Consider the following 23,667-nt stretch of genomic DNA (forward strand, 5'->3'; position numbering starts at 1 on the left):
AGGCGGCAGGTCAGGTGTTCATGCGCGCATTATCCCCCGTCGATGCGGAGATAGACAGCCTGCAATGCCCCGGCATCGGTTGTAGGAACGGGCCCTGCCCGCGACGCTTTTTTAGGGATGCTGCGCAAAAAGCGTCGCGAGCAGGGCCCGCTCCTACAGGGAGGCGGATTTCAGCCAGGCTTCGATGCCGGCGCGGTCGCGCGCCTGCAGCAGTTTGTCGGCGCGCGCCTTCAGCGCGGACAGGTCGCTGGCGCGGATCGCCTTGCGTACTTCCAGCAGCGTGGCCGGATGCAGGCTGAACTCGGTCAAGCCGAGCGCCAGCAGCATGGGGGCCAGAGCCGCGTCGCCGGCGATTTCGCCGCAGACGGCCACCGGCGTGCCGTGTTCGTTGGCGGTATTGATGATGTGCTTGAGCAACCGCACCACACCGGGGTTCAGCGGCGAATACAGTTCGCCCAGCGCATCGTTGTTGCGATCGGCCGCCAGCAGATACTGCACCAGATCGTTGGTGCCGACGGAAAGGAAATCCACGATGTCCACGAAAGCGTGCAGCGCGATCGCCGCGGCGGGCACTTCGATCATCGCGCCCAGCGGGATGTCGTCGGCCACTTCCGCGCCCTGCTTGCGCAGCTTGTCGGCGACGCGCTTCAGGCGTTTGCGCACGGCCAGCATCTCTTCGCGGTTGCTGACCATCGGCACCAGCACGCGCACGGGCCCGTAACCGGAGGCGCGCACGATGGCGCGCAGCTGGGTGTCGAACAGTTCGCCGTGGCTCAGCGACAGTCGTACGCCGCGCAGGCCCAGCGCCGGGTTGTCCTCGTTGTCCAGGGTCAGTCCGGTGCGGTCGGCCTTGTCGGCGCCCAGATCCAGCGTGCGGATGGTCACCGGCCGGCCGCTCATTCCCAGCACCACGTCGCGGTAGACGCGGAACTGTTCTTCTTCGTCCGGCAATTCGTTGCGTTGCAGGAACAGGAATTCGGTGCGGTACAGCCCCAGCCCGGAGGCGCCCAGAGAATGCGCCTGCGCCACGTCCTCGCCCGATTCGGCGTTGGCCAGCAGGACGATGTCCACGCCGTCCCTGGTGCGCGTGGGCTTGGAGCGCAGGCGTCCGAGTTCGCGCTGTTCCTTGGCCAGATCGCGGCGGCGCTGGCGGTAGGCGCGCAGATCGTCGGGGCCGGGTTCGATCACGATAGTGCCGCTGGCGCCGTCGACGATCAGCACATCGCCGTCGTTGATCTTCTGCAGGGCCTTGGTCGCACCCACCACCAGCGGCATGTGCAGGCTGCGCGCCAGGATGGCGCTGTGCGAAAGCGTGCTGCCGGCCGCAGTGACTATCGCGACCACGCCCTGCGCCTGCAGCTGCGCCAGTTCCGACGGCGCCACGTTGTCGCTGATCAGGATGTCGCCGGCCACGCCCTTCGGCCCGCCGGCGCGCTTGTGCAAATGCGCGTGGATGCGGCCGATCACATGGTCCAGATCGTCCATGCGGCTCTTCAGATAGAGGTCGTCCATGCCGTCGAAAACAGCGGCCAGGCGGTCGCGTTGCAGGCGCAAGGCGTAATCGGCGGTGTAGCGGCCGGCGCGGATCAACTCGTCCAGGCCGTGCAGCAGTTCCGGATCGTCCAGCAGCAACGCATGCAGATCGAGGAACTCCCCGACTTCCTTGACCAGCGCGCCGTGGAGGCGTTCGCGCAGGGTGTGCATTTCGCCGCGGGTGGAATCCACCGCGTCATGCAGGCGTTGCAGTTCTTTCTCCACCGCGTTGGCGGCGATGCGCTGCTCGACCACTTCCAGCGCATGCGGCAACCTCACCCGGGCACGTCCCAGCGCGCTGCCGCGCGATGCGCCATGACCGGGGAGCTGCAGGCGCACCGGTCAGGCTTCCTCGTCGAATCGTCGCTCGAACAGCGCCGCGACGGCTTCCAGGGCGTCGGCCTCGCCCTCGCCATCCACGCGCACGGTCACCGGCGTGCCCTGGCCGGCGGCCAGCAACATCACGCCCATGATGCTCTTGGCGTTGACCTCGCGCCCTTTGGCCGACAGCGTGGCGCTGCAGCGATAGGCCGACAGCACCTGCACCAGCTTGGCGGTGGCGCGGGCATGCAGCCCCAGGCGGTTGGAAACGGTGAGTTCGCGTTCAAGCATCGTCGACTATGGCTCCATTGCGTGTGCCGGCGGCGGCTGTCGCCGGCAGTTGATCCAATCCCTGTTCCGCATAATTCATCACCCGCAGCAACATCGGCAAGCTCAGCGCGGAAACGCGCCTGACCGGCGTGCCCAACCGGGCCAGTTCGCCGGCCAGGTTGCTGGGGCTGGCGCCGTAGAGATCGGTCAGCACCAGCACGCCTTCGCCGCTGTCCACGCGCCTCAAGGCAGAGGAAGCGTGCGGCAGCAAGGCTTCGAAATCGGCATCGAAGGGAACTTCGAAGGCCTCCGTCTTCAGCGGTAATTGCCGTAACAGACCGGTGGCGACTGCCAGCAGCGACGCGCCAATACCGGGATGGGTTACCAGGAGAATGCCACAGGCCATGCGGGAACGTTAGCAGAGGGAGATGACGGGCTGGAAGCGGGAGCGATGGGACAACCCGTCCCACAGCGTGGTCACGCCTTGCGGACCACGTAGGTCTTGGCCAGCGAGTCGTGCCAGCCGCGGGCAGGATCGGTGAGCAATACCGAGAACGCTTCGAAAGGGATGAACCTGCAGATGGTGCGCAAGACGGCCTGCACGAAGGTCGGCTTCTCGCCGTTTTCATTCACTACCCGGGTGCCGGTGATGAGTTTTCCCAGGGTGAAGCCGAAGGCCGCTTCCTGCGGGATGTAGTACGCCAGCATGATGGCCATGCCTAGCGCCTGTTCGCCCCAGAAGCCCAGGCTCTCGATCCAGGCGGCAGCAGGGTCGCCGCCGATGAGCACTGCCGCGAAGCCTACGGCCGCGGCGAGGAAGTAGTAAGCGGCCGAATCCAGTAACCAGTTGAAGAAGCGCCGCCATTTCCCTGCCGGGTCCAGACTGAGCCGCGGGCGGGACACGCCGCCGTAGAGCGGCGAATGCGGGGCTTGATAAGGGTTGCGGTCTTCCATGACGCGTCCATCGGCGGATTGGACGAACAGCGTAGTCAGTCCAGTTCCCGGTGGAAAGTGGCCACCTCTTCCCAGCCTTGTTCGCGCGCATGCGCGGCCAGGCGTTCGGCCAGGTACACGGAGCGGTGCTTGCCGCCGGTGCAGCCGAAGGCGATGGTCACGTAGCTGCGCGTTTCCCCGCGCAGGCGCGGCAGCCAGGTGTCCAGGAAGGCGTTGACCTGGCCGACGTATTCGCTGACTTCCGGTTGCGCATCCAGGTAGTCGCGCACGCCGGCATCGCGCCCGGACAGCGGACGCAGCAGCGGATTCCAGTGCGGGTTGGGCAGTACGCGCGCATCGAACACGAAATCGGCGTCCGCCGGCACCCCGCGCTTGTAGGCGAAGGACTCGAACAGCAGCGACAGCGAGGAGCCGTTGTTCAGCGCGAACTCGGCGATGATCCTGCGCCGCAGCTGGTGCACGTTGAGCGCGGTGGTGTCGATGATCACGTCCGCTTCGCTGCGCAGAGGCGCGGTGATCTCGCGCTCGCGGGAAATGGATTCCGGCAACGACAGGCCGAAGTGCGCCAGCGGATGCTTGCGGCGGGTGTCGGAATAACGGCGCAGCAGCACTTCATCGCTGGCGTCGAAGAACAGCAGTGTGCCGTGCAGCCCCAGTTCGGCTACACCGGCCCGCCATTGGGCCAATTTCGACAAGTCGCTGTGGCGGTTGCGCACGTCGATGCCCACGGCGATCTTCTGCGGCAGCGCGTTGTCGCGCATCAGGCTGCGCACGAACGAGGGCAGCAGTTCCACCGGCAGGTTGTCGACGCAGTAGTAGTCCAGATCCTCGAAAGTCTTCAGCGCGACCGACTTGCCCGAGCCGGACAGTCCGCTGACGATGACCACGGTCGGCGCCGGACCGGTGGGCCGGGGCTCGGCAGGGTCCTCTTCGCGCAGCTGGCGCGATTCGGCCTCGGCGGGTCCGCCGCTCATGGGGTGGTGCGTTCCAGCAGGTTGCTGTGCCGGGCGATGAACATCGCCGCCGGGTCGATGCCTTTGGTGCGCAGGATGTGCAGGCGGGTGGCCGCCTCGGTGAGCACGGCCAGGTTGCGGCCGGGCATCACCGGCAGGGTGATCAGCGGCACGTCCAGGTCCAGCACGTGGCGGCTGCCGCTGTCGCCGGTCAGGCGTTCGTAGCCGTGCGGATTGGGTTCGGTCATGGGCCGGGTCAGATGGACGATCAGGCGCAGGTACTTGTTCTTCTTCACGGCGGTGTCGCCGAACATGTCGCGCACGTTCAGCACGCCCAGGCCGCGGACCTCCAGCAGGTCCTGCAGCAGCTCAGGGCAGGTGCCGTCGAGCACGTCGGGAGCGATCTGGGTGAATTCGGGCGCATCGTCGGCCACCAGGCGGTGGCCGCGGCTGAGCAGTTCCAGCGCCAGTTCGCTTTTGCCCGACCCTGCCTCGCCGGTGATCAGCACGCCGATCGAATAGATTTCCATGAACACGCCGTGCAGCGTCACCCGCGGCGCCAGCGTGCGGGCCATGTGGTACGAAAGGTGGTTGAGCAGTTCGTGGCCGCGCTTGGGCGAAACCCACAAGGGCGTTTCCGATTCTTCGGCCGCCGCGCGCAGGTCTTCGGGGCAGGACTGGTTCTTGCTGATCACCAGCGCCAATGGGCGGTACTGCACGATCTTCTCGATGGTTTCCCAGCGTTGCCGCGAATCCAGCGAATCCAGCCAGGCCAGTTCCTCGCTGCCCAGGATCTGCACTTTGTTGGGATAGATGGCGTTGAGGTAGCCGGCCAGCGAAGGCCGGCGGGCGATGGTGTCCACCGCTTCCAGCATGCGCCGCTCGCCGGCGACCCCGGCCAGCCAGCGCAAGGCGAGCTTGTCTTTCTGCTGGTCGAACAATTCGCGGGCGGTGATGCTGGTGGTCATACGGAGGCTTCGGATGAGTGGGGTTCGTCCAGCAACAGCTTACGCATCGATTGCGCATCGGGTGCGTCGCGCAGTGCGGTGCGGAAGCGCGCGTCGGAAAAGCGCTCGGCCAGCTCCGACAGCAGTATGAGGTGCTGCTGGGTGTAATGATCGGGCACGGCCATCGCAAACACCAGATCGACGTCCTGGCCGTCGGCTGCGTGGAAATCGACCGCCGGTTGCAGCCGCAGCAGAACCCCGCGGGGCGCTTCCAGCGTAGGCGAGCGGCCGTGCGGGATGGCGATGCCATGGCCGATGCCGGTACTCCCCAGTTTTTCGCGCGCCTGCAGGCTGGCGCGAAGATCGTCGGCGCCGGCCTGGCGGCAGGCCAGCAGGCCGGCGGCCACTTCCAGCACCGCCTCGCGGTCGGCCACGTTCAATAGAGAGGCGCGAACGTCCGCCAACTGGTCGGCAAGGGGCATGCGGGGAGGTCAGGAAATACGGGAAACAACCGAAGACGGCAAAGAGGCGGCGGCGATGGCCGCTGCCTCCTCCACGCTTTGCATCCGCGTGCCGCCAACCGGCGTGCCATCGACCGACATGCTGTCGCTCGGCGCGCTGTCAGTCGGAGCGCTGTCAATCGGCATTTTCGCCGCGCGGCCCGCGTTCTTTGTCGATCTTCTTCTGCTTGTGCTTCAACAGCAGCCGGTCCAGTTTGTCGGCCAGGATGTCGATGGCGGCGTACATGGTTTCCGCGCCAGCGTCGGCATGCAGGGTGCGGCCGGCCAGGCTGAGCGTGGCTTCGGCGAGGTAGTCGGGTTTGCGTATGCCCAGTTGGGCCCGGACTTCCAATGGCTGGTCGAAATGCCGTTCAAGGCGCTTGAACTTGCTTTCAACGTACTCCCGCATCGCGGGGGTGACTTCGATCTGCTGGCCATGGGTCTCGATACGCATCGCTTGCCTCCTTACGGTTCGATGGGCCGCGTTGTTCGCGGGTGACACTGCCTTGCTTGTGACCTCGGGTGATGGATGAAGTTCGGCCTCCTTGAGGATTCGTAATGGCGCTGAAAGGAATTCAGCGTTCCGGTTCATCATGAACCATGGCTCCTTATGGGAGCGTTATCAACCGATGCGCACGCGCTCATGCGAGGAAAGTATCTCCATGGCCTCACGATACTTCGCCACGGTGCGGCGCGCCACCGGTACGCCGGAACTCTTGAGCAGGTCGGCCAGCTTGGCGTCGGACAGCGGCTTGCGTGGATTCTCGCCTTCGATCAGGCGGCGGATCATCGACTGGATGGCGATGCTGGACGCTTCGCCGCCGCCCTCGGTGCTGACGCCGGAGGCGAAGAACGCGCGCAACGGCAAGGTTCCACGCGGGGTGCGCACGTACTTGCGGGCGATGGCGCGTGAAACCGTGGATTCGTGAAGGCCGACTTCGGTCGCCACTTCCCGCAGGGTCAGCGGCCGCAAGGCCTGCTCGCCGAATTCCAGGAAGCCGGCCTGCTGCCGCAACAGGCAGCGGGTGACCTTGAGCAGGGTGTCGCCGCGGGCTTCCAGGCTCTTCAGCAGCCAGCGGGCTTCCTGCAGGTGGCCGCGCAGGTAGCCGGCGTCGTTCTCCCCGCATTTGCGGATCATCTGCTCGTAGCCGCTGTGGATGGTGATGCGGGGCAGGTTGTTGCCGGCCAATGCCGCGCGCCAGATGCCGCGCTGGCGCCAGACCACGCAATCGGGGACCACGTAGGTGTCGTGGGTCAGCTCGCCGATCTGCGCGCCCGGCTTGGGGTCGAGCGAGCGCAACAGGTGTACTGCTTCCTCCACTTCCTCCACCGGCCGCTTGAGTTCGGCCGCCAGTCCCGCGATGCCGCTTTTCGGCAGGCGCTCCAGCGACGCGCCGTCGACGATCTGCAGGGCCAGCGCCTTGCCGGGAGTGTCCTCGCTCAACACCGCCAGTTGCAGGTGCAGGCATTCGCCCAGGGTACGGGCGGCCACGCCGACCGGATCGAAGCGCTGCAGCTGGTGCAATACGGTGAGGATTTCGTCTTCGCCGGCGGTCGTTTCGGGAAGCAGCGTCTCGGCGATGCCCGACAGCGGTTCGCGCAGGTAGCCGTCGTCCTCCAGCGCGTCGATCAGCGCGGCGCCGATCCTGCGGTCGCGCGGCGACAGGTGCGAAAGGTGGAGCTGCCAGAGCAGATGGTCTTGCAGGGTCTCGGTTTCGGCGACGCGTTCGGCCGCCGTGCCCTGATCGTCGTCGTCGTCGAAGAAACCGCCGCTACCGTGGCTGACGCCATCCATGGACCAGGGCGCTTCGTCGGGCGACCAGTCGTCGCTTTCGCTGTCGCTGGGGGTTTCGCGGGGATCCTCGGGCGGGGTGTCGGCGGGCGCCGTATCGTCGCCGCTGGGGGCGCTGTCGTCCCAGTCCAGCAGGGGGTTGGTTTCCACCGCCTCGGTGATCTCGATCTCGAGTTCGGCCGCGGACATCTGCAGCAAGCGGATGGCCTGACGCAGTTGCGGCGTCATGACCAGTTGCTGACCCAGCGATGTCTGGAGGCGTGGCTTCATTTCCGCAATCCGAAATACGAGTGTGCGCGGCATCAGGCCGCGCGACGCGCATCAGAGGCGGAAAGTTTCCCCAAGGTACACGCGACGCACGTCCGGATTTGCCAGCAGCGTGTCCGGTGCCCCCTGCGCCAGTACGCTACCTTCGTTGAGAATATACGCCCGGTCGCAGATTCCCAAGGTCTCGCGCACGTTGTGGTCGGTAATCAGCACGCCGATGCCGCGATTCTTGAGGTGCTTCACGATCCGCTGGATCTCGCCGACCGAGATGGGGTCGACGCCGGCGAAAGGCTCGTCCAGCAACATCAGTCTGGGTTTGGCGGCCAGGGCGCGGGCGATCTCGCAGCGCCGGCGTTCGCCGCCGGAGAGGCTGGCGCCCAGCTGGTCGGCCACGTGGCTGATCTGCAGTTCATCCAGCAGCGCGGCCAGTTCCTTGTCCACGCCGGCCGAATCCAGGTCTTCGCGCAGCTCCAGCACCAGGCGGATGTTGTCCGACACGGTGAGCTTGCGGAACACCGAGGGCTCCTGCGGCAGATAGCCCACGCCCAGCTTGGCGCGCTTGTACATGGGCTCGGCGGTTATGTCGCGGCCGTCCAGCTCGATCTTGCCGGCGTCGGCGGCCACCAGGCCGACGATCATGTAGAAACAGGTGGTCTTGCCGGCGCCGTTGGGGCCCAGCAGGCCGACCACTTCGCCCGCGTCCAGGGTCAGGCCGAAATCGGCCACGACTTCGCGCTGTCTGTAGTGCTTGCGCAGGCCCTGGGCGGAAAGCATTACTTGGTGTCCTCGGGTTTTTTCGCGGCGCCGGCCGATTTCGGCTGGATCACAGTCTTCACGCGCGTGCCGTCTCCGCCGCTCTGCATATTGCCGGTCTTGGTGTTGTAGACCATGCGCTGGCCGCTATTCGAACCGCGAGGGGACTTCACCGTGTAGTTCCCAATCAGGGTGATGGTTTCGGTGGTCATGTCGTACTCGATACGATTGGCCGTGGCATCCATCCATGTGCCGTCGTCCTGTTGCTGCCTCAGCTTCACCGGGCTACCCGTAAAAACCGCCTTGGACGGGTCGCCGTCACGCTGGGTGAGTTCCGCGCGCTGAGCGGCTATGTCCAAGGTTCCCTGCTTGAGCGTTACGTTGCCGGTCCAGACGTTGGTGCTGTTGCCATCCATTACGCCTTCCTGGTTATTGGAATCCAGGTAGATGGGCTGGTTGCGATCGGACGACTTCGCCCACGCCAGCGCCGGTATCGACAGGGCGATTATGGCAATGAGGCTAGCGCGCAGACGTGGGTTCATATCGGGTCTTTACCTGGGACTTGAAGGTGTATTGTTTGGTTTTGGTGTTGGTTTCAAAACCTACACCGCTGAGTATAGAACCCGGACGGGTGATGGTGACCGCATCGTCGGTGGAAGCGAGGTTTTTGCGGGGGAATACGTTCAGTCGCTGGGTATCGAAGGTCGTGGGCACGGCCGCATCCTTTGGACTGGTGCCTTTGACGTCCCCGGACAGCCGCATTTCATCGCCCCTGGCGCTGACCCAGGCGGTCCGGGAACGCATTTCCCAATGGTGCCCCTGGCTGTCGGGAAGCAGGAACAGCGGCGTGGCGATGGTGAAGGTCTGGTCCTTGGGATTGCGCTGCATTTCGGGCGCACGCAGGGTGATCGACTCCTGGCCCTGATCGTCCAGGCTGATCACCTCGAAGTTCCGCATGAGGTAGTCGGGGCGCTCGGAAGACGGGGCGTCCGGTTCGGCGACATCGCGCTGCTTCCAGGCCGACCAGCCGCTAAGGATCGCGGCCGCCAGCAACACCAGGCCCAGCACCATGCGCCAGTTCATCGCGTCCACTCCGCCAGCAGCGCTTCGGTGCGGCCTTGCGCGTCCAGCAGCAGATCGCACAGCTCGCGTGCGGCGCCCTGGCCGCCGTGCGCGGAGGTGACCCAATGCACGCGTCCGGCGATCCAGCGATGCGCGTTGCCGGGCGCCACGGCCAGCCCCACGGCGCGCAGCGGCGCCAGATCGGGAAGGTCGTCGCCCATGAAAGCCACTTCGTCCAAACCTATTCCCTGGCGCTCGCACAGCGCCCGCACCTGGCCCAGTTTGTCCTTGGCGCCGGTGAATACTTCGATGCCGAGTTCGGCGGCGCGCCTCTCGGCGGCCTTGCTGTTGCGCGCGGTGATCAGGGCTACCGCAATGCCCGCTTTCTTCAGCAGCACCAGCCCTTGTCCGTCGAGGATGTGGAACGCCTTCGACTCGCCGCCCTCGTCGTCGTAATAGAGACGTCCATCGGTCAGCGTGCCATCCACGTCGAAACAGGCCAGCTTGATTCTGGCGGCGCGGGCAAGCAGTTCGGCGTTGATGTCGGTGAGGGGAGAGGCGGTCATGGGAATGGGGAATGGAAGATAGGGAATGGGAAGTTCGGAAGCTGAGCGGGAAAGGTTTCTTCGCTGCTGCGATTCCCCATTCCCTATTCTCCATTCCCGGCCTTTAGACCACGCGCGCGCGCAACAGGTCGTGAATATTGAGCGCGCCCACGGCGCGGCCGGCTTCGTCCACCACGATCAGGCCGCTGATCTTGTGGGTTTCCATCAGGCGCGCCGCTTCCACCGCCAGTTGGTCGGCGGCTATGGTTTTTGGGCCGCGCGTCATCACATCGGCGATCATCGCCGTGCGCACGTCGAGCGTGGCATCGTCCAGGGTGCGGCGCAGATCGCCATCGGTGAACAGCCCGACCAACTTGCCCGAGTCGTCGACCACGGCGGTCATGCCAAGGCGCTTGCGGCTCATTTCCACCAGCGCTTCGCTGAGCGTGGCGTCCAGGCCGACCCGCGGCACGTCATCGCCGGCATGCATCACGTCGGTGATGTGCAGCAGCAGGCGGCGGCCCAGGCTGCCGGCCGGATGCGAGCGGGCGAAGTCGTCGGCGGTGAAGCCGCGCGCTTCCAGCAACGCCACGGCCAGCGCGTCGCCCATGGCCAGGGTGGCGGTGGTGCTGGAGGTGGGCGCCAGGTCCAGCGGGCAGGCTTCGGCGGGCACGCTGACATCCAGGTGCACGTCGGACTCGCGCGCCAGCGTCGATTGCGGCCTACCGGTCATCGCGATGACCGCATTGCCCTGGCGCTTGAGCACCGGCAACAGGGTCAGGACTTCGTCGGATTCGCCCGAATAGGACAAGGCCAGCACCACGTCCGCATCGGTGATCATGCCCAGGTCGCCGTGGCCGGCTTCGCCCGGATGCACATAGAAAGCCGGGGTGCCGGTGGAGGCCAGGGTAGCGGCGATCTTGCGCGCGATATGTCCGGACTTGCCCATCCCAGTGGCGACCACGCGGCCCCGGCAGGCGAGGATCAGCTGGCAAGCCGCCGAGAATCCTCCATCGATCCGGGTCGCCAGATGTTCCAGCGCACGGGCCTCGATTTCGACCACACGGCGGCCGCTGGCGGCCAGGCTGGCGTCGGTCGGTTGGGCGGTCTGGGGCAGCAACTCGGGCATGCGGGCGCCGGGCGGAGGTTAGAATGACCGTTCATTTTATAAGGAAAGGCACGTTGGACGCCGAAACCATCCGTAAACTGATAGAAACCGGCCTGCCCGGGGCTGAAGTACAGGTGCAGGGCGACGACGGCGTGCATTTCGAGGCCAGCGTGGTGTCCGAGGCGTTCCGCGGCAAGCTGCCGCTGGCCCGCCACCGGCTGGTCTACGCCACCTTGGGCGAGCTGATGGGCGGTGCGATCCATGCCCTGGCTTTGAAGACCGTGACGCCCGAAGAAGCCGGGCAATCCCGCTGACACTCCTCCGGAAGAGCTGCGCTCTTCCCCAGCTCCATTCCAACAACCCCATTCCAGAGCCAACACGACCCATGCAGAAAATCGTAGTGACCGGCGGCAACCCGCTCAACGGTGAAGTCACCATCTCAGGCGCCAAGAACGCGGTGCTGCCCATCCTGTGCGCCACCCTGCTGGCCGATGCGCCGGTGGAAATCACCAACGTGCCGCATCTGCACGATGTGGTGACTACCGTGAAGCTGCTCGGTGAGCTGGGCGCCGGCATCAGCATCGACGAGGGCACCCTGTCCAAGGGCAGCGCGATCACGGTGGATCCGCGCAGCGTCAACCAGCATGTGGCTCCCTACGAGCTGGTCAAGACCATGCGCGCTTCGATCCTGGTGCTGGGGCCGTTGCTGGCCAAGTACGGCGCGGCGGAAGTTTCGCTGCCCGGCGGCTGCGCCATCGGTTCGCGCCCCGTCGACCAGCACATCAAGGGCCTGCAAGCGCTGGGGGCGGAAATCACCGTCGAGAACGGTTTCGTCAAGGCAAAGGCCAATCGCCTGAAAGGCGGGCGTTACGTATTCGACATGGTCACTGTCACCGGCACCGAGAACGTGCTGATGGCCGCCACGCTGGCCGAAGGCACCACCGTGCTCGAGAACGCCGCGATGGAGCCCGAGATCACCGACCTGGCCGACTGCCTCATCGCATTGGGCGCGGATATCGAAGGCGCGGGCACTTCACGCATCGTCGTGCGCGGTGTGGAGCGTCTTTCCGGCGGCCGCCATGCGGTGCTGCCGGACCGTATCGAAACCGGCACCTTCCTGGTGGCCGCGGCGATGACCGGGGGCAGGATCGTCGCCCGCCGCGCGCGCGGCGACACGCTGGACGCGGTGCTGGACAAGCTGACCGAGGCCGGCGCCTCCATCGAAACCACCGCCGACACCATCACCCTGGACATGCACGGCAAGCGTCCGCGCGCGGTCAGCCTGACCACCGCGCCGTACCCGGCGTTCCCCACCGACATGCAGGCGCAATTCATGGCCATGAATTGCATCGCCGACGGTGTTGGCGTGATCAACGAGACCATCTTCGAGAACCGTTTCATGCACGTCAACGAACTGCTGCGCCTGGGCGCGGACATACGCGTGGAAGGGCATACTGCGATCGTGCGCGGCGCCGACAAGCTGAGCGGCGCGCCGGTGATGGCCACCGACCTGCGCGCTTCGGCTTCGCTGATCCTGGCCGGCCTGGTGGCGGACGGAGACACCACCATCGACCGTATCTACCACCTCGATCGCGGTTACGAGAACATCGAGGAAAAGCTCAGCGCGCTGGGCGCCAAGATCCGCCGGATCTCCTGAGCTCGATGACCCTGGGCAGGCCGATATGAACGCAAAACTCTCCAAACCGCGCAGCCGTTTCTCGACCCGCCGCAAGGCCTTGCTGGGCCTGGTGGTGATCGCCCTGGGCGTGATCGGCTGGCTGCAGTACGTCGGCGCCGCCGGCATCAGCGGCATTCCCACCAAGGACATGGACTGGAACGCAGATGGCACGGTTACCCAGACGGAAATCATGCAGGCGTTCTATGCGGTCGGCGTAACCAAGACCCGCGAAGGACGGCGCGAATGCAGCGAGTACTACTGGCGCGAAGACAAGCGCGGTATCCGCGTCGATTGCCGCACCACCATGGCGGCTGAGCCGGAGAAGAAATAAAAAAAGCCCGGCGATGCCGGGCTTTTTCTGCAGAGCGTAGGACGGGCACTGCCCGCCAGCCATAGTACCGGGCAGGCTCTACAAGATTGCCTGGGCCATTATCCGTTACTGCCAGGCCTTGAGCTGCAGATCGATGGAGTCCTGCCCGTCTTCGCGTTGCAGGATGCGCGCGGGGACCGGCATGTTGGGCACTACCCATACGATGGTCTGCTTGTTGCCCGCGGTGCGCACGACCTTGGTGGCGTCGCGCGCTTGTCCGCCGATGGTGATCTTTTCCTTGCCGGCCACCTGGTAGCTCATGGTCTTGGCGTTGCCGTTCTCGACCATGCGGTAGCTCAGCGGCTTGCCGGCGGCGACGTCGCGCACCAGGGCCAGATTGACCAGCAGCGCATCCATGTCGCCGGGCTTCAGGGCGACCGGTCCGGCGCGCTCCGGCTTGACGTCGCCGGTCCATGTCGCCTGGCTCTTGCTCCAGTCGAAGTTCGCATTGACCGCTTTCTTCTTCACCAGCACCCGCGACAGGTCGGCGCTGGAGAGCGGACGCAACCAGCCTTTCTGTTCGTCGAACACCGTCTTCTGGCTCAAGTCCACCAGCTGGTTCTTGATGGTGAGGCTGTACTGCCAGCGGTTGCCGCCCTGCGAGGTGATCGACATCTGCCCATCGCCCTGCATGCCCATCGCGCTGGCCTGGTATTGGGCCGAAAACGCTTCGACGGCAGCGGCCGGCAGACTCGCCGCCGCCAGCAGGCCGGCGGCGACAACGGCAGTGGCAGCGACAGTGATCCTGATTTTCATGGCTTATTGCACTCCTTGGTATTCGACCAGGCGCAGGTCGATGGTGTCCTGGCCGTTTTCGCGGCGCAGGATCCGGACCGGGGTAGGGACGCCATTGGCGACCCAGAAGATGGTTTCGTCGTTGCCGCCGTTGGTGCGGGCCACGCGCATGGCGTCGTAGCTCAGGTCGTCCACGGCGACGATCTCGGTCTGTTCGGCGACAGCATACTGGTAGTCGCGGATGCGGCCGTCGTCGACCACGCGATAGTTGAGCGCCTTGCCGGGCTGGGCGTCGCGGATCACCGCAAGATTCATCAGCAGCGAACTCATGTCGCCCTCGTGCAGCGGCACAGGCGCGGAACGGGACTTCTTGACGTCGCCCTGCCAGCGCGCGCTCAGCGCCTTCCAGTCGTAGGTGCCGGAAATCTTCTTGCCAGTGAACAGGGCATGTTTGACCGTAGCCTGGCTGAGCGGGCGGTAGGTATCGCCCACCGTGTCGAACAGCGTGCTTTGTTCGATGTTCAAGCCCACCAGATGCGCGAACCCACGGGTGCCGCGAATGCCCAGGTCCACGCGCCAGCGGTTGCCGTCGTTCTGCACCACCTGCATCTTGGCGCTGCCGGCGAGCTTGCCTTCGTTATAGGCCTGGTAAGTGGCCACGAAAGGCTCAAGCGCAAACGCCGGCAAGCTGGCCAGGGCCAGCGCACCGGTCAGCAAAGCGCGGGAGAACATTCCGCGGGAGAACAAGGAAGTCATGGGGAGGATGCGGCGTCCGGAGGCGTCAGATTACCGGCAGAATCTAGACTCAGGGGTCTAAATATGGGCTGACCATCGCAGAACGCCATGCCGTCGCGTTCAGCGAGCCTGCCGTCGCTGGCCAGGCGCAGGACCGCCGCCAGCAGCGCATGTTCCCGCGGAAGCAGCCGCTGGGCCAGTGTTTGCGCCGTATCCCCGGGGAGTACGGGAATGCTGGCCTGGGCGATCACGCTGCCGGCATCCAGTTCAGGTATGACGAAGTGCACGCTGCCGCCATGGCGGTCGTCGCCGGCCTCCAGCGCACGCGCATGGGTATGCAGGCCGCGGTATTTCGGCAGCAGCGACGGATGGATGTTGAGCAGCCGCCCGCGGAAGCGCGCGATGAAATCGTCGCCCAGGATGCGCATGTAACCCGCGCATACCACCCAGTCGGGCCGGCAGGCGGCGACCGCTTCGCCCATTGCCCGGTCGAAAGAAGTGCGATCCGGAAACGAACGCGCATCGGCTGCCCAGCGCAGGGCTTCCGGAACGCGTTCCAATGCCGGTGCCTGCGGTTTGTCCGAGAACACGCCGACGATTTCCGCGTTCAATCGGCCGGCGGCGATCTCATCCAGCAGCGCCTGCAGATTGCTGCCGCGGCCGGAGACCAGAACGGCGATGCGCCCGCTCATGGCGTTGCGGCTTGCGGGGTTCGAATCGCGGCCGCATCGCTGCGCGGCCATGCGCTGAATGCGCCCAGCGTCGCCAGCAACATATCGGCATGCGCATCCCACATATCGCCCTGCTGGCCGTTGTAAGACTCCGCTGCCTCTGGCGAGAGCGTCAGGGCGATGGCCCATTCCAGCCATTCGTACAGCAGGCTGCTGCACATGATCGCCATGACCGCGAGCACGAACGCCTGGCGCGCGGTGAGAGGCCAGCGCTGGCGCAGGTAATGCACGACCGCGGGAGCGAAGCAGATGCCGTAGAGAAGGTGGATCAGGCGATCCATGTTGTTCCGTTTCCAGCCGAATGCGTTTTGCGGCGACCATCCGGTCAGCGTCTGTATCCACTGGTCGTACGGCACGTTGGAGTACAGCCAGCGCGCGGCGACGCTGTGCACGCAGATGAAGGCGCAGATCAACACGAATTGCCAGGTGAGCATGGGCCAGCGGCGGTCGTGCCGCCAAAGCCAGACCAGTCCGACCACCGTGAGGCTGCTGTGCAGAGCCTGTTCCATGGGCCACAGCGGCGCGATCCAGCTCGCAGCGAATACGGCAAGCGTCAGCGCCAACGCGACTTTCTTTCCGGCCAACATGGAAGGCCTCAGCCGATCTTCAAGCGTTCGTCGCCGTTGGCTTTCACCACTTCGCCGATCCGCCAGTGGGCCAGGCCCAGGTGTTGGATATCGGCCTCCAGCGAAGGGGCTTGATCCTGCGCGACGATCAGTACGAAACCGATGCCGCAGTTGAAGGTGCGCCACATCTCGGCATCGGCCACCGCGCCTTCGCGCTGCAGCCACTCGAACACCGGCGGCAACGGCCACGCGCTGGGGTCGATTTCCAGGCCCAGCGCCTTGGGCACCACGCGGATGATTTTTTCCACCAGCGCGCCGCCGGTGACGTGCGCCATGGCGTGGATATCGTGCCTGGCCAGCAGTTCCAGCACCGGCTTCACGTAAATGCACGTGGGCTCCATCAGGGCATCGGCCAGCTTCACGCCGCCGACGTCGAGATCCAGGCCGCCGTTGTCGGGAGTGGCGCCGACGCGCGCCAGGACCCTGCGGATCAGCGAATAGCCGTTGGAGTGCGGGCCGCTGGAAGCGATGCCGACCAGCACGTCGCCTTCGCGCACGCGGCTGCCGTCGATCAGTCTGGCTTTTTCCACCGCACCGACGGTGAAGCCGGCCAGATCGTATTCGCCTGGCGGGTACATGTCGGGCATTTCCGCCGTTTCGCCGCCGATCAGTGCGCAACCGGCGATTTCGCAGCCCTTGGCGATGCCGCCCACCACATCGACCGTGGTTCCCACATCCAGCTTGCCGGTGGCGAAATAATCGAGAAAGAACAGCGGTTCGGCGCCTTGCACCAGCACGTCGTTGACGCACATGGCGACCAGATCGATGCCGATGGTGCCGTGCCGGTTCAGCTGTTTGGCCAGGATCAGTTTTGTGCCCACGCCGTCGGTGCCCGAAACCAGCACCGGCTCCCTGTATTTTCCGGACAGATCGAACAGCCCGCCGAAGCCGCCGATCCCGCCGCCAAGCACTTCCGGGCGCAGGGTGCGCCGGATGGCCGGCTTGATGCGTTCTACGACTTCATTGCCCGCATCGATATCGACCCCGGCATCGCGGTAAGTCATCGGGGTGGGGGCGGGCGGAGCGGACTGGGTCACGGAAGAACCATGGCGAGGGCGGGAGAGCCGTTGATTTTAAGGGAATATGCATGCCAATCGTCCGTCCTGAACGGCCCAGATTGGCGCACGGGGCGCATTCGGGCAACAATTCACCCTGTTCGCCAGGCAATCGCTGGCTACAAGGATGCTCTCTAGATGCGCCGGATTTCTGGATTTGCGTGGGTCGCGGTTCTTTCCTTGCTACTGGCCTCCACGGCCTGGGCGCAGAGCGGGTTGCGCACCGAAGGCGACCGCGCCGGCGCGCAAGGCGTGTACGACGCCGAAGTGCCTGTAAACGGCCAGGGCGAAGCCGAGCGCAACAGCGCTTTCGCCCGCGCGCTGAGCGTGGTGCTGGGCAAGCTGAGCGGCGATCGCGGCGCGGCGGGCCGTCCGGGCGTAGGCGCGGAACTGCGCAATGCCAAGAACTACGTCGCCAGCTACGACTACCGCCAGGACCAGGGCACTTCGCCCAGCGGCGCTCCCACCTTCCGCAGTACGCTGGTGGTGCGTTTCACACCGGCCGAAGTCGATTCGCTGATGAGCGCATTGGGCCTGCCGGTATGGCCGCAGCCACGGCCCAAGCCGGTGGTCTGGCTGGCCATCGACGATGGCAGCGGTCCGCGGCTGGTGGGGCTGCCGCAGGCCAATGCGGCCCGGCCCTTGTTGAATCGCGCGGTCGAACGCGGCTACAAGCTCGGCCTGCCCGCCGGCAATGCCGCCGAGCAGGCCCTGGTCGGCGCCATCTGGCGCCAGGACAGCGCCGCCGTGGCGCGCGCTTCGGCCAAATACAGTCCGCCCATGCAGCTGTTGGGCAAGCTTTACCGCGCCAAGGCCGGTGGCTGGATGGCCGACTGGGTCTTCGTGGACAACGGCAAGATCCTGTCGAAATGGACCAGCAAGAACGCCGATGCGCGCGCTGCCATGGCCGCGGGCGCGGACGGCGCGGCCGAAGCGTTGATGAAGCGCTACGGCAAGCGCGGCAGCGCAGGCGCATCGGGGACCTACCGGGTGGTCTTCACCGGCATCAACAGCGCCGACGACTACCTGCGCCTGTCGGCCGCATTGCAGGGCATCAGCGTGGTACGCAAGATCACGCCGGTGCGCGCCAGCGGCAACACGCTGGAAGCGGATCTGGAGTTGCTGACGGGGTTGCCGGGCTTCAAGCGCATGCTGGGCGATGGTCCGCTGGAAGGCGGCGAGGGCGATCCTCCTGTCTACCACCTGAGGTGACGCCGGCATGACCGAAACTCCCGAATTCGAGATCGCGCGCTTCCTGCGTCGCTTGCAGTGGGCCGCTTTGGGCGTGGGCGCGTGCTGGTTGCTGTGGCTGCTCGCGCCCATCCTGACGCCGTTCGCGGTGGCCGCCTTGCTGGGTTGGCTGGGCGATCCCCTGGTGGACCGCCTGGAGTTGGCGGGCCGCTCGCGCAATACCGCAGTGATCCTGGTGTTCACGGTGATGGCGCTGCTGTTGGCGCTGGTGCTGATCATCCTGGTGCCGCTGATCGAAGGCCAGATCTCCACGCTGATCGAATCGCTGCCGCGCTACCGGCTCTGGTTCACCGGGGTGGCCATTCCCTGGATCGAAGGGCGCTTCGGCGTCCAGATCGCCACGTGGCTGGACCTGGATCATCTGATCGAACTGGTGCGCAGCAACTGGGAACGCGCCGGCGGCATGGCCGCCACGGTGCTGGGCTACGTCTCGCGCTCGGGCTTCGCGTTGATCGGCTGGATGGCCAACCTGGTGCTGATCCCGGTCATCACTTTCTTCTTCCTGCGCGACTGGGACCTGATCGTGGGCCGGGTGGCCTCGATGGTGCCGCGCGACCATATCGAAACCGTGAGCCGGCTGGCGCGCGAATCCAGCGACGTGCTGGGCGGTTTCCTGCGCGGTCAATTCCTGGTGATGATCATCCTAGGAATCATGTACGGCATCGGTCTGTGGGCGGTGGGCCTGGACCTGGGCATTCTCATCGGCATCATCGCCGGTCTGCTGACCTTCGTGCCTTATCTGGGGCCGACCAGCGGCGTGGTGCTCGGCGTGCTGGCCGCGCTGATGCAGTACGGGGACTGGAAGCATATCGCCGGCGTGCTGGCGGTGTTCGGCGTAGGCCAGCTGATCGAAAGCTACTGGCTGACGCCGAAGCTGGTGGGCGACCGCATCGGCCTGCATCCGGTCGCGGTCGTGTTCGCGGTGCTGGCCGGCGGCCAGCTCTTCGGGTTCCTCGGCATGCTGCTGGCGTTGCCGATGGCCGCCGTAGTCAACGTGCTGCTCCGCTACGCGCATGAGCGCTATACGCAGAGCACGCTGTATGCCGGCGAACACGCCACGGTCATTCTGGACACCTACGTGGATAAGGACGTCGTGGACAAGGATCTTGCGGACAAGGACGTTATGGATAAGGGCAGCAGCGCCGAAGCCCCGTCCAAGGTCGCCGACGAGAAGTGAGCGTCCCGCAACTGCCGCTGGCGTTGCGCTATCCGCCCGACCAGCGCCTGGAAAGTTTCATCGCCGCGCCGCAGGGCGCGGTCGCGCAACTGCGCGAACTTGCGCAAGCGCAGGGCGCGGACTGGCTTTACGTGGCGGGCGCCAGCGGCACCGGCAAGACCCATCTGGCGCTGGCGCTGTGCGCAGCCGCCCAGCAGGCCGGTCGCCGTTCGGCCTATCTGCCGCTGATGGCGGCGAGCGGGCGGTTGCGCGATGCGCTGGAAGCGTTGGAAGGCAACGACGTAGTCGCACTGGATGGGCTGGAAGCCGTTGCCGGCCATCGCGACGACGAGGTCGCGCTGTTCGATTTCCATAACCGCGCGCGCAGCGCCGGATTGAACCTGCTTTATGCGGCGCGGGAAGTGCCCGACGCGCTGGACCTGGCGCTGCCCGATTTGCGTTCGCGGTTGTCGCAGAACGCACGCATCCTGCTGCATCCGCTCGACGACGCGTCCCGCGCCGAGGTATTGCGCGATCGCGCCCAGCGGCGCGGTCTGGTTCTGGAGGAAACGGCCATCGACTGGATGCTTTCCCGTACCGATCGCAACCTGGCCAGCCTGGTCGCTTTGCTGGACCGCCTGGATCGGGAATCGCTGGCCGCGCAGCGAAGAATCACGGTGCCTTTCCTGCGCCAGGTAATGGACGCATCCTAGCCCGGGGTCTTGGCGCCCTCGCTCTAGCGGCAGGCTTCCGGGACTTTCTCCCAGACCACCGGTTCCCAATAGGCGTTGTCGCGGATGCTTTGCGTATCCAGCTTGTCCTTCAGCAGGCGCGCGCCGATGCGGTAGCCGATGCCGGGCTCCACATCTATCACCAGCGATTTGTAGGCGCGCGCCAACGCGAACTTCTTCATCTTCGCGATCTGCTGGAGTTGCGCCGAGTTCAAGTATGTGGGATCGATGAACTCGCGCACTACCAGAACATGCTTGCCTGTGTCGACCCGGTGGCGGTTCGTGGGTTGCAGCGGTGTGCTGCGTCCGTCGATTTGGGTGATTTCGGCTTCGAATATTCCCTTGCTGCGAGGAACGACACCTGCCCGCGTGCTGGCATAGCCGCAAGCTTGCGCTCCTTTTCGCAGCGCCGGATTAGCGGCGTCCGCGCGGCCCGAGAGCGCGAGCGTTTTGCCGTTGCGCACGGCTTCCACGCGCAGCGCCCCATTGCCTTCCTGCAGCGCGCTTTCAAGCGCCGACGAAGGTTTCGGCGTGCCGTCCAGGCGGCGTCCGTTGACCGCACGCAACTTGTCGCCCGCTCGCAGTCCCAGCCGGTCGGCCGCTCCGCCGGGAGTGATGGCAAGTATGGTCACGCCGTTGGCGCTGGCCTGCCGTACGTCGACCACCGCACCCAGTTCGTAGCGCGTCTGAGCGGCGGCAGCGCTGGCCTGCAATACGACGGTCGCGATGGGCTCAGCGGCTTGTCCGGCGTTCGCGGAGGTGGCGGACAGCCATGCGCTGAGCAGCGTGATGGCAAGGAGGGTACGCGATGGCATGGCTGTATATTCCCGAATCAGATCCGGTTGCGCCGGAAAGCGGAGTTGCCGGACTGAAGGCCGACAAGCAGCGCATCGCGCGCCACCCACATCGGGGCGATTTCGGCATCGCTGGCGCCGCGGTCGTAGGCGGCCTGCAAGGCGTGGTCGAGCGCACGCAACTCCGCCTGCGCATCGTGCTGCATGGAGGGCCGTGCGGCGATTCGTTCGCCAGGCGTCCTGCCGGCGCCGGCGAACATCGGCGCCAGCAACGGGGCCGCCATCACTGCCGCCAGCGCCAGCGTGGCGATTCCGGCGCCAAGCTTGCGGCGCTGGAGTTTCTGCCTGCGTTTGGCGTCCACGCGCCGCCACAAAGCGTCGGGCAATGGAATTTCGGGAAGAGCGTGCAGCTGTTCGCGCACTCGAGTGGGTTCAATCATTGCCAACTCCTGTTTCCAGATCCTCGCGCAGCTTCGCCAGCGCGCGCGAAACGATCGACTTCGACCAGCTCTGGCTGCGGCCGAAACGCTCTCCCAACTCCGGGTGGGACCAGCCCTCCATTTCATGCAGCCAAACCACGGTACGCACCAGCGGCGGCAGGCGTTGCAGCATGCCCAGGATTTCCGTGTTTTCGGTGGGATCGGCGCTGTCGTCGGGCCATGCGTCGTGATCGGCCTCGGCCACGAAGCGTTGCTCGCGGCGCAGCCTGTCGATAGCGGCGTTGGCCGCCACTCTTTTCAACCAGGGACGCAGGGGCGCGTTCTCGCGCAATCCCGAAAGGAAGCCCAGCATTTTCAGGAAGGTGTCCTGGGTGATGTCCTCGGCCGCCGCGGCATTGCCGGTCAGGCGATAGGCCAATGCGTGAATGGCCTTCGCATGGTTCCGGTAGAGCTGCGCGAACGCATCGTGGTCGCCCCAGCGCGCCTTGCGTACCAGCGCGGCTTCTTCAGGGTTGGCTTCTGGGGCGGAATGCATCGGAAGAGGATACGGGCGGGAAGCGGTCTGCGTTGCAGACCGGATCGATCGGGCGGGGTCGATCAGGCGTAGCCGATCGGTCCGGCGGTCAGTTCCCGCTCCAGTTCCGCAAGCCGCTGCGGAGTGCCCACGTCGGTCCAGCGGCCGCGGTGGTATTGGCCGCTGATCGTGCCGGAGGGCATATGCGCGCGCAGCACCGGCGCCAGCCGGAAGCGCGGCGGCTGGTCCTGCGCGCCGGCGTCGGTGACGATGTCGCGCCAGCCCTGCAGCAGCTGCGGCCGGTAGACGCCAAGCCCCGCATAGGTGAGCAGCTGCGGACCATCGGCGCGGACGTGACCATCGCGGTCGAGGGCGAAGTCGCCATGGGCGGCTTGCACCGGCCGGTCCACCATCACCAGATGCGCCAGCCCTTCCGGTTCGCGCGGCAGCTGCGCGAAGTCGCAGTCGGTCCAGATATCGCCGTTGACCAGCAGGAACGGCGCATCGCCCAGCAGGGGCAGGGCATGGAGCAGACCGCCTCCGGTTTCCAGAGGCGTTTCGCCTTCATAGGAATAGACGATACGCAGACCCCAGCGTTCTCCATCGCCCAGCGTCTGCGGGAACTGCTCCGCCAGCCAGCTGGTATTGACCACCACTTCCCGCACGCCCATCGCAGCCAGCTTTTCCAGATGCCAGACGATCAGCGGTTTGCCGCCCGCCTGCAGCAGAGGCTTGGGCGTACTGTCGGTAAGCGGACGCATGCGTTCGCCCAGGCCTGCGGCGAAGATCAGGGCCTTCATGCGGCAGCCTTCGAGCGCAAGGCCGGTTTGATTGTCGTTTCCAGCAGATCCGCTAGCGGCTGCAGCTCCCGGTACCGTGGCAACATCTCCTCAAGATAAGCGATGAACCGCGGCACGTCCGGCAGGTACTTCGTTTTGCCGTCGCGATAGTGCAGGCGAGCGAAGATGCCCAGGATCTTGAGGTGCCGTTGCACTCCCAGCCAGTCGGCATCGCGCTGGAACTGCGCCCACGGCGGCACCGGCAGTCCCGCGGCTTGCGCGCGCCGGTGGTACTGCGCCAACCAATCGTCCACGCGCGCCAATGGCCAGCTGAGGAAGGCATCCTTGAACAGGCTGACCGGATCGTAGGCGACCGGGCCGCGCACGCAATCCTGGAAATCCAGCACCGCGAGCTCCGGTTTGGTGGGCATCAGATTGCGCGGCATGAAGTCGCGGTGGGTCAACACCTGCGCTTGCGCCAGCGCATTGTCCATCAGCCGGCGCTGGACCAGCTGCAGTTTTTCCGCGTCCTCGCAGTCCAAAGCCAGGCCCAGGTGACGGCCCAGGAACCATTCCTCGAACAGACCCGCATCCCGTTGCAGCAACGCCTCGCCGAATTCGCCCATTCCCGCAGGCGGGGCGATCGATTGCAGCCGCAGCAGCTGGCCGATGGCGGCGCCGAAATACTCTTCCGCATTGGCCGCGTCCAACACCTGGGCCAGCGTAGGTCCACCCAGGTCTTCCAGCAAAAGAAAGCCGGCTTGCTCGTCGCGCGCCAGTATCTGCGGCACCCGCACGCCGCCGTTCTCCAGAAGATCGTGCATGCGCAGCCACGGCCGCACATCCTCCAACCCGGGTGGGGAATCCATCACGATGCGGCCCGGGCCCGCGCCCGTGCTGCGCCAATAACTTCGATATCCCGCGTCTATCGAGGCGCGTTGCAATTCCGCCCCTGCATCGCCAAGCGCCCGTCGTGCCCAATCCAGGCGTGCCGATTCGCGCTCATCGTCATGTTGGAAGTCGAACGTCATTCGATTTTTCCAAGTCAAAAGGCTGTTAAGGTCCAC

30 protein-coding genes are annotated in these 23,667 nt (G+C 65.7%); 6 read left to right on the forward strand and 24 right to left on the reverse strand.

Annotation, left to right across the window (positions count from 1 at the left end):
- Nucleotides 1–153: 153 nt before the first annotated feature.
- The 14 genes from ptsP to CSC73_RS01390 form a co-directional block, all read right to left on the reverse strand.
- Complete coding sequence (gene ptsP / locus CSC73_RS01325) at nucleotides 154–1,872, reverse strand: phosphoenolpyruvate--protein phosphotransferase (RefSeq protein WP_163838657.1); 1,719 nt, start codon at nucleotides 1,870–1,872, stop codon at nucleotides 154–156.
- A 3-nt stretch (nucleotides 1,873–1,875) separates the two neighbouring features.
- On the reverse strand, nucleotides 1,876–2,145 hold the full coding sequence (locus tag CSC73_RS01330) for an HPr family phosphocarrier protein (RefSeq protein WP_163838658.1): 270 nt from the start codon (nucleotides 2,143–2,145) through the stop codon (nucleotides 1,876–1,878).
- A complete protein-coding gene (locus tag CSC73_RS01335) occupies nucleotides 2,138–2,530 on the reverse strand; it encodes a PTS sugar transporter subunit IIA (protein ID WP_163838659.1) in 393 nt (130 codons plus the stop codon). The genes CSC73_RS01330 and CSC73_RS01335 overlap by 8 nt, the downstream gene beginning before the upstream one ends.
- A gap of 71 nt (nucleotides 2,531–2,601) precedes the next feature.
- The gene (locus CSC73_RS01340; protein ID WP_163838660.1) at nucleotides 2,602–3,078 is read right to left on the reverse strand and encodes an RDD family protein; all 477 of its coding nucleotides are present in this window, start codon (nucleotides 3,076–3,078) and stop codon (nucleotides 2,602–2,604) included.
- Between the two features lie 35 nt (nucleotides 3,079–3,113).
- The gene (gene rapZ / locus CSC73_RS01345; RefSeq protein WP_163838661.1) at nucleotides 3,114–4,052 is read right to left on the reverse strand and encodes an RNase adapter RapZ; all 939 of its coding nucleotides are present in this window, start codon (nucleotides 4,050–4,052) and stop codon (nucleotides 3,114–3,116) included.
- Complete coding sequence (gene hprK / locus CSC73_RS01350; RefSeq protein WP_163838662.1) at nucleotides 4,049–4,999, reverse strand: HPr(Ser) kinase/phosphatase; 951 nt, start codon at nucleotides 4,997–4,999, stop codon at nucleotides 4,049–4,051. Before hprK ends, rapZ begins: the two co-directional genes overlap by 4 nt.
- Nucleotides 4,996–5,460, reverse strand: coding sequence for a PTS sugar transporter subunit IIA (locus CSC73_RS01355; protein ID WP_163838663.1), 465 nt, complete (start codon nucleotides 5,458–5,460; stop codon nucleotides 4,996–4,998). The genes hprK and CSC73_RS01355 overlap by 4 nt, the downstream gene beginning before the upstream one ends.
- Nucleotides 5,461–5,614: 154 nt before the next feature.
- The gene (hpf, locus tag CSC73_RS01360; RefSeq protein WP_163838664.1) at nucleotides 5,615–5,932 is read right to left on the reverse strand and encodes a ribosome hibernation-promoting factor, HPF/YfiA family; all 318 of its coding nucleotides are present in this window, start codon (nucleotides 5,930–5,932) and stop codon (nucleotides 5,615–5,617) included.
- 168 nt (nucleotides 5,933–6,100) lie between these two features.
- Nucleotides 6,101–7,540: an RNA polymerase factor sigma-54 gene (locus CSC73_RS01365; protein WP_163838665.1), complete on the reverse strand. Its 1,440-nt coding sequence runs from the start codon at nucleotides 7,538–7,540 to the stop codon at nucleotides 6,101–6,103.
- Nucleotides 7,541–7,591: 51 nt separating this feature from the next.
- The gene (gene lptB / locus CSC73_RS01370) at nucleotides 7,592–8,311 is read right to left on the reverse strand and encodes an LPS export ABC transporter ATP-binding protein (RefSeq protein WP_163838666.1); all 720 of its coding nucleotides are present in this window, start codon (nucleotides 8,309–8,311) and stop codon (nucleotides 7,592–7,594) included.
- Nucleotides 8,311–8,832: a lipopolysaccharide transport periplasmic protein LptA gene (lptA, locus tag CSC73_RS01375; RefSeq protein WP_163838667.1), complete on the reverse strand. Its 522-nt coding sequence runs from the start codon at nucleotides 8,830–8,832 to the stop codon at nucleotides 8,311–8,313. Before lptA ends, lptB begins: the two co-directional genes overlap by 1 nt.
- Entirely contained in the window at nucleotides 8,810–9,373 is a 564-nt protein-coding gene (gene lptC, locus CSC73_RS01380) for an LPS export ABC transporter periplasmic protein LptC (RefSeq protein WP_163838668.1), read from the reverse strand. The genes lptA and lptC overlap by 23 nt, the downstream gene beginning before the upstream one ends.
- Complete coding sequence (locus CSC73_RS01385; RefSeq protein WP_163838669.1) at nucleotides 9,370–9,918, reverse strand: KdsC family phosphatase; 549 nt, start codon at nucleotides 9,916–9,918, stop codon at nucleotides 9,370–9,372. The genes lptC and CSC73_RS01385 overlap by 4 nt, the downstream gene beginning before the upstream one ends.
- Before the next feature lie 103 nt (nucleotides 9,919–10,021).
- A complete protein-coding gene (locus CSC73_RS01390; protein ID WP_163838670.1) occupies nucleotides 10,022–11,026 on the reverse strand; it encodes a KpsF/GutQ family sugar-phosphate isomerase in 1,005 nt (334 codons plus the stop codon).
- 53 nt (nucleotides 11,027–11,079) lie between these two features.
- On the opposite strand from CSC73_RS01390, the gene CSC73_RS01395 reads away from it, so the two are divergent.
- The 3 genes from CSC73_RS01395 (at nucleotide 11,080) to CSC73_RS01405 (ending at nucleotide 13,014) form a co-directional block, all read left to right on the forward strand.
- The gene (locus tag CSC73_RS01395; protein WP_093282171.1) at nucleotides 11,080–11,319 is read left to right on the forward strand and encodes a BolA family protein; all 240 of its coding nucleotides are present in this window, start codon (nucleotides 11,080–11,082) and stop codon (nucleotides 11,317–11,319) included.
- A 71-nt stretch (nucleotides 11,320–11,390) separates the two neighbouring features.
- Nucleotides 11,391–12,662, forward strand: coding sequence for a UDP-N-acetylglucosamine 1-carboxyvinyltransferase (gene murA, locus CSC73_RS01400; protein WP_163838671.1), 1,272 nt, complete (start codon nucleotides 11,391–11,393; stop codon nucleotides 12,660–12,662).
- A 25-nt stretch (nucleotides 12,663–12,687) separates the two neighbouring features.
- Nucleotides 12,688–13,014 carry an EF-hand domain-containing protein gene (locus CSC73_RS01405; protein WP_163838672.1) on the forward strand — a complete coding sequence of 109 codons (327 nt, stop codon included), beginning with the start codon at nucleotides 12,688–12,690 and terminating at the stop codon, nucleotides 13,012–13,014.
- A gap of 105 nt (nucleotides 13,015–13,119) precedes the next feature.
- Here the strand turns inward: CSC73_RS01405 and CSC73_RS01410 are convergent, their stop codons facing one another.
- The 5 genes from CSC73_RS01410 to purM are packed head-to-tail and all read right to left on the reverse strand — an operon-like array spanning nucleotide 13,120 to nucleotide 16,884.
- Nucleotides 13,120–13,809, reverse strand: a complete 690-nt coding sequence (locus tag CSC73_RS01410; RefSeq protein ID WP_163838673.1) for a DUF3108 domain-containing protein — start codon at nucleotides 13,807–13,809, stop codon at nucleotides 13,120–13,122.
- Between the two features lie 3 nt (nucleotides 13,810–13,812).
- The gene (locus tag CSC73_RS01415) at nucleotides 13,813–14,520 is read right to left on the reverse strand and encodes a DUF3108 domain-containing protein (protein WP_246197272.1); all 708 of its coding nucleotides are present in this window, start codon (nucleotides 14,518–14,520) and stop codon (nucleotides 13,813–13,815) included.
- A gap of 20 nt (nucleotides 14,521–14,540) precedes the next feature.
- A complete protein-coding gene (gene purN / locus CSC73_RS01420; RefSeq protein WP_163838675.1) occupies nucleotides 14,541–15,215 on the reverse strand; it encodes a phosphoribosylglycinamide formyltransferase in 675 nt (224 codons plus the stop codon).
- The gene (locus CSC73_RS01425) at nucleotides 15,212–15,841 is read right to left on the reverse strand and encodes a DUF2238 domain-containing protein (RefSeq protein WP_163838676.1); all 630 of its coding nucleotides are present in this window, start codon (nucleotides 15,839–15,841) and stop codon (nucleotides 15,212–15,214) included. The genes purN and CSC73_RS01425 overlap by 4 nt, the downstream gene beginning before the upstream one ends.
- Nucleotides 15,842–15,849: 8 nt before the next feature.
- Complete coding sequence (gene purM, locus CSC73_RS01430) at nucleotides 15,850–16,884, reverse strand: phosphoribosylformylglycinamidine cyclo-ligase (RefSeq protein WP_163838792.1); 1,035 nt, start codon at nucleotides 16,882–16,884, stop codon at nucleotides 15,850–15,852.
- A gap of 189 nt (nucleotides 16,885–17,073) precedes the next feature.
- On the opposite strand from purM, the gene CSC73_RS01435 reads away from it, so the two are divergent.
- The 3 genes from CSC73_RS01435 to hda are packed head-to-tail and all read left to right on the forward strand — an operon-like array spanning nucleotide 17,074 to nucleotide 20,055.
- Nucleotides 17,074–18,147, forward strand: a complete 1,074-nt coding sequence (locus CSC73_RS01435; RefSeq protein WP_163838677.1) for a DUF2066 domain-containing protein — start codon at nucleotides 17,074–17,076, stop codon at nucleotides 18,145–18,147.
- A gap of 7 nt (nucleotides 18,148–18,154) precedes the next feature.
- A complete protein-coding gene (locus CSC73_RS01440; protein ID WP_163838678.1) occupies nucleotides 18,155–19,363 on the forward strand; it encodes an AI-2E family transporter in 1,209 nt (402 codons plus the stop codon).
- On the forward strand, nucleotides 19,360–20,055 hold the full coding sequence (hda, locus tag CSC73_RS01445) for a DnaA regulatory inactivator Hda (protein ID WP_163838679.1): 696 nt from the start codon (nucleotides 19,360–19,362) through the stop codon (nucleotides 20,053–20,055). Before CSC73_RS01440 ends, hda begins: the two co-directional genes overlap by 4 nt.
- Before the next feature lie 23 nt (nucleotides 20,056–20,078).
- Here the strand turns inward: hda and CSC73_RS01450 are convergent, their stop codons facing one another.
- The 5 genes from CSC73_RS01450 to CSC73_RS01470 form a co-directional block, all read right to left on the reverse strand.
- Nucleotides 20,079–20,888, reverse strand: a complete 810-nt coding sequence (locus tag CSC73_RS01450; protein WP_163838680.1) for a PDZ domain-containing protein — start codon at nucleotides 20,886–20,888, stop codon at nucleotides 20,079–20,081.
- Between the two features lie 17 nt (nucleotides 20,889–20,905).
- Nucleotides 20,906–21,307 (reverse strand): hypothetical protein, encoded by a 402-nt coding sequence (locus CSC73_RS01455; RefSeq protein ID WP_163838681.1) that lies wholly within the window; start codon nucleotides 21,305–21,307, stop codon nucleotides 20,906–20,908.
- A complete protein-coding gene (locus CSC73_RS01460) occupies nucleotides 21,300–21,842 on the reverse strand; it encodes an RNA polymerase sigma factor (RefSeq protein WP_163838682.1) in 543 nt (180 codons plus the stop codon). Before CSC73_RS01460 ends, CSC73_RS01455 begins: the two co-directional genes overlap by 8 nt.
- Before the next feature lie 62 nt (nucleotides 21,843–21,904).
- Nucleotides 21,905–22,621, reverse strand: coding sequence for an N-acetylmuramate alpha-1-phosphate uridylyltransferase MurU (murU, locus tag CSC73_RS01465; RefSeq protein WP_163838683.1), 717 nt, complete (start codon nucleotides 22,619–22,621; stop codon nucleotides 21,905–21,907).
- Entirely contained in the window at nucleotides 22,618–23,631 is a 1,014-nt protein-coding gene (locus tag CSC73_RS01470) for an aminoglycoside phosphotransferase family protein (RefSeq protein WP_163838684.1), read from the reverse strand. The genes murU and CSC73_RS01470 overlap by 4 nt, the downstream gene beginning before the upstream one ends.
- Between the last annotated feature and the right edge of the window lie 36 nt (nucleotides 23,632–23,667).

The organism is Pseudoxanthomonas sacheonensis (assembly GCF_010093305.1).
Classification (GTDB): Bacteria; Pseudomonadota; Gammaproteobacteria; order Xanthomonadales; family Xanthomonadaceae; genus Pseudoxanthomonas_A; species Pseudoxanthomonas_A sacheonensis.